At 62.0% G+C, this 4,262-nt stretch carries 4 protein-coding genes and 1 pseudogene; all 5 read right to left on the reverse strand.

Annotated elements, in window-relative coordinates:
- Nucleotides 1-1,863, reverse strand: a 1,863-nt coding sequence (locus tag E5W87_RS15175; RefSeq protein ID WP_292398659.1) for a DUF2339 domain-containing protein, incomplete at its 3' end; no start/stop codon positions are given.
- Nucleotides 1,864-2,071: 208 nt separating this feature from the next.
- Nucleotides 2,072-2,848 carry a hypothetical protein gene (locus E5W87_RS15180; RefSeq protein WP_292398662.1) on the reverse strand — a complete coding sequence of 259 codons (777 nt, stop codon included), beginning with the start codon at nt 2,846-2,848 and terminating at the stop codon, nt 2,072-2,074.
- A 2-nt stretch (nt 2,849-2,850) separates the two neighbouring features.
- Entirely contained in the window at nt 2,851-3,318 is a 468-nt protein-coding gene (locus tag E5W87_RS15185) for a hypothetical protein (protein WP_292398665.1), read from the reverse strand.
- A gap of 292 nt (nt 3,319-3,610) precedes the next feature.
- On the reverse strand, nt 3,611-4,003 hold the full coding sequence (locus E5W87_RS15190; protein WP_292398668.1) for a PaaI family thioesterase: 393 nt from the start codon (nt 4,001-4,003) through the stop codon (nt 3,611-3,613).
- Nucleotides 4,000-4,262: pseudogene (locus E5W87_RS15195) on the reverse strand (DNA repair protein RecO); the annotation flags it as partial. The gene E5W87_RS15190 and the pseudogene E5W87_RS15195, both read right to left, overlap by 4 nt.

Here is a 4,262-nt window from a genome sequence, read left to right on the forward strand (position 1 = left end):
TGACAGGAATTCGGCGCCGACGATTGTCGGATCGAAGGCGACACGGCCGAGCACCGCGACGACCGCGCCAACCGAAATCCAGCCAAGCACCGGATAGGCGCGCCAGCGGGTGGCAAGCGCCGGCACGATGGCCGCGGCACCCAGAAGGATTGTTGTCCAGCCGGACCCAAAGGCCATGTAGAGCATCAGCAAGGCGGCGACTGCTGCCCCGCCAAGCGCGAACGAGACGGCAGCACCGCCCTGCAGCGACGGCTCCTCGCCCCGCGCGATCCACTCGCCGCCTGCGACGAAGACCACGACCAGAAGGGCTGCTACCGCCGCGTAGACAAGATCGCGGTCGAGATTGCCGAAGGTGAACCAGAGCGCCAACAAAATGGCCAGCGGCGCGACAACGCCCCACGCCGCCCATGAAGCGGCGCGGATGTGAGCCGATGCGGCAAATCTGCGCGCCGCCCAAAAGCCGGCGCCGATGAAGCCAAGCCCGAGTGCGATGCCGATCCTGAGCATCAGGGCATCGGATGCCACGGTCGGCAGACCATCGACACCCAGGCCGCCGGAAAGGTCTGAAGCAATCGAGGTTGGCGGGATGATGCCGAGATAGACCAAGACCGTCGCCAGCCCTGCCGCGTGCAGAAGCGCCAGCGCCAGCGGCCTATAGAGCGCCACCGCGACCAGGGCTGCGATAAGGGCTGCTCCCGGCAGAGCATCGCCGGCAGCGTACGCCGGGTCGACGAACAGCGCCATGGCCGAAAGGCCGATGAAGAAGCCCGGTGCGATCGACGGCCAGTCGAAGCCTCTGGCGGGTTCAGCTTCGCCACCGCGACGGCCGAGCCAGACGAAGGCAAGCACGGCCAAGGTCACCGCATTGATAAAGAGGATGACAGGCAGGTTGGTGCCCGGCGCATCGGTCATGTAGAGGATGGTCCAGAGGCCGGTGCCGACGAACGCTGCCGCCATCAGCAATTTCCAGTCCCGCATACGGGCGATGACGCCGGTGGCGGCGAGCACGATCCCCAGGTAGCCGAACAGCGCCCAGGGGTTGGGCGCCTGCGAGGCGACCAACATCGGCGTCACCACCGCGCCGAGCAGGCCGACGCCGGCCAACGCCTGACCGTGAATGAGGGCTGCCGCGATGGTCGCCACGCCGATGGCGCCGAGCAGCGTGAAGGCAAGCGCCGGCCCAATGAAGCCGTAAACGCCATGCGCGGCATAAACCGTGCCGAACAGGATGAAAGCACCGGCCGCCGTCAGGATCGCCGGAATGTAGGCGCCGGCGACGCCCTGCACCGGCACCCTGAAGCCGGTACGGCGGATGAACTCGCCGACGGCGATCAGCACCAGCCCGAGCATTGCTGCCATGCTCAGCCGCACGCCGGGACCGAAAATGCCAGCCTCGATGGTGTAGCGGATCAGGAACAAGCCACCCAGCGCCAGCGCGATGCCGCCGACCCAGACCGCCCAGCGGGTGCCGAGCGCCGTTTCAATGTCGGGTTTTTGGGCCGCTTTCGCCGTCGCTGCGGCCGGTTGCGCAGGTGCAGATCCAGCTGGCGCCGCTTCGCCCGCAGCCCACGGTCCGGATGCAACCTCCCCGGCTTCAACCTCTGCGGACGGCTTTTCCTCAGCCTCGCCCGCCGCTGGCGGGGCAATGTCGGTCACGGCCGCAACTGCTGCGTCCGCTGGCTTGCTGTCGTTTGCGGCCTGTTCTACCGGCTTGGGCAGTGGCGGGGCCACATGCGCGCCCGAAAGCACGAGGCTGCGCAGCGCACCAAGCTCGCGCTCGATCAGGCCGATGCGGCTCTGCTGGCGCGAGATAATGACAAACAGCGCGATGATCGCGACTAGGCCGATCAGGCTTTCGAACATGGCGGTTCCCCCAAACCAGGCCAGTGTCACTGACATTCAGACCCCACTGACACTCAAATACGGCCGCCAGGCGGCCAGGCAAACTCAACGCACCGCCAGATTGGCGGCGGGCAAAATCGAGCATGTTTCGGTACCGAAAGCCAGCAGCTTGCCATTGGCATTCCCTGAGCATTGGCTTCGCCCAACAGTTCGTTAGCGAGAAATAGTTCTATTTGCCGCCCATCAACAGGAGGCCGGATTTCTCAACGAAGGCTTGGCCAGGCGGGAGTATCTCGGCCGTATCCTTGGCCCTGTCAAAGTGAATGAAGGCTTTGCTATGGAGCTCGTCTAGCACTCTGCTCTTGAAGAGGGTTAAATTCGCATATTCTACCCATCCACGAAGAGCCGCAGCCTTAACAGGCTTGGCTTCGGCATAAAGCAGAATCAGTGTCTTGTGGCTTGCAGATTTGGCTGGCTCTAAGATGCGCCGAGCGTCACCACTCGACCAAACTATCTGGAAAGTCCGGGCCGTGACGGCTTCTATCAGAGCGTGGGAAACGTCAAGAGGAAGCTCAGATAGCTGACGCACAAATTCCGCCATAACCCACTTCATGCCTCGCACGAAGAATTCCGCGTCCATATGGTTGGGACTTACTTCCGAGCTCACGTGACCGATGGCTCGATTGTTTCTTAGTTCGTAGAGTGCAATCAGGATGCGGGGTATCTGGACGCACATACCCCTGCCTTTTGTTTTGTTATGCTCCTCCAGTAGAAGGCACTTCTGTGGGAAATTCTCCGGCTTATGCGGAGTGTATGGAAATTTGCCGGCCACGTGCCCGGCACAGATGCAATAGGCAATCTCGCAGAACTTGCCTGCCTTGACGCCGACACTCTCCCAATCGCCGGCGCGATACTCGTCCAGCGCCTGCTCGAACTCTGCAATGAGAGGGTCCTTCAAGCCGTCAGGAAGAACTTTGAGGGCGTCACGTATAGAGGCGGAGCTCAAATTCAATCTCTATCCCAGTAAAACGTCCACGGACCATTACCTTCTTTAGCGCGTTGGATAAGGTTTCTCTTGAAAAGCCGGTCCGCCGCCGCCGACACCTGATTGGTATTGTGGGTCCAGCCTTTAGCTTTCAACCCGGCAATGATTTCCTGAAGACCATGGTGTTCCTTGAAGAAGCCGTCCGCTTTGAGCGTTCTGATGCGATCGCCACAGGATTGCCCCTTCGGCGGAGGAGATCCCCTCTTCCGCTTGATCTTCGGCTTGCCGGCATCGTCTGCAGGCCCTGTGTCACCATCGGCTGGAAGCTCGTCATCAGCTTCCTGACTGGCCGCTTGACTACGCGGACGGCTACCGAAACCGGCCTGCTCGACCAGCGGCAAGAACTTGGCGAGCGCACCCTCGACAAATTCCCGCTCTCCTTCGATTTCTATTACACCCGCAGGTGCGTCGATATGAACTCGGTTTGCCATGTGTTCGACTCGGTTAAACTTCGAGCGAACAATGCAGCTGGTCGTCTAATCAATCAAGACGATAGAAACAACCTTGCGATTAAGCCGGCAGTTACACACCACTTATTGTAAACGACATCCTCAATAAACTGCGTCGCGCGCCTAGTGTCGTCAAATGGCGGACATATCAACGCGCCGCCAGATTGGCCGCAGGAAAGATCGAGCATGTTTCGGTGCCGAAAGCCAGCAACTTGCCATGGGCATCTTTCAGTGTCGCTTCCGAAACCGCTAGGGTGCGGCCCTTGTGCACCACCTAGCCCTCGCACACCACCTCGCCGGTCTTCGGCGTGATCGGCCGTGTCAGGTTCACCTTGAACTCCGCCGTCGTATAGGCCTCGCCCTTGTCGAGCAGCGTCTGCACCGCGCAGGCAAGAGCCGAATCCAGCAGCGTCGCGGCCCAGCCACCATGAACTCCACCAAGCGGGTTGAGATAGCGCTCGTTCGGCATGCCGCGGAACGCCGCGCGTCCTTCCGACACTTCGGTCAGGTCGAAGCTGAGCTGGAAGGAAATCGGCGGCGCCGGGTATTTATTGTCGATGATGCGCTGGAGCAATTGCAGGCCGGTGTATTCGAGGATGTCGGCGTACGGAATGGTGCCGAGGCCGAGCGGCGAGACCCGGCCGGGATAGAGCTCCACTTCGCTCATCTGGTGATTTCTCCGGCGGCGGGTTCTTCGATCAGGGTCTTGCCGGGCGCGTGGTGCTTGCGCAAGGCGGCGAGGAAGCCGGCGCGGGCGCCGGGAGCCTCGATGCCGCGCGACTCGTAGACATGGCGGGTAAAAAAGAAGCCGGTCAGTCGGAAGGCGTCCTCGATCGCTGCCGGATCGGCGCGCAGGCCGGAGCCGCGCTGCAGGAAGGCGGGGAGCACCAGCATCTTGTCGCGCCATGGCGCGCCTGCCGCGCGCG

Origin of the sequence: Mesorhizobium sp. (genome assembly GCF_004962925.1) — a bacterium.
Lineage (GTDB): Bacteria > Pseudomonadota > Alphaproteobacteria > Rhizobiales > Rhizobiaceae > Mesorhizobium.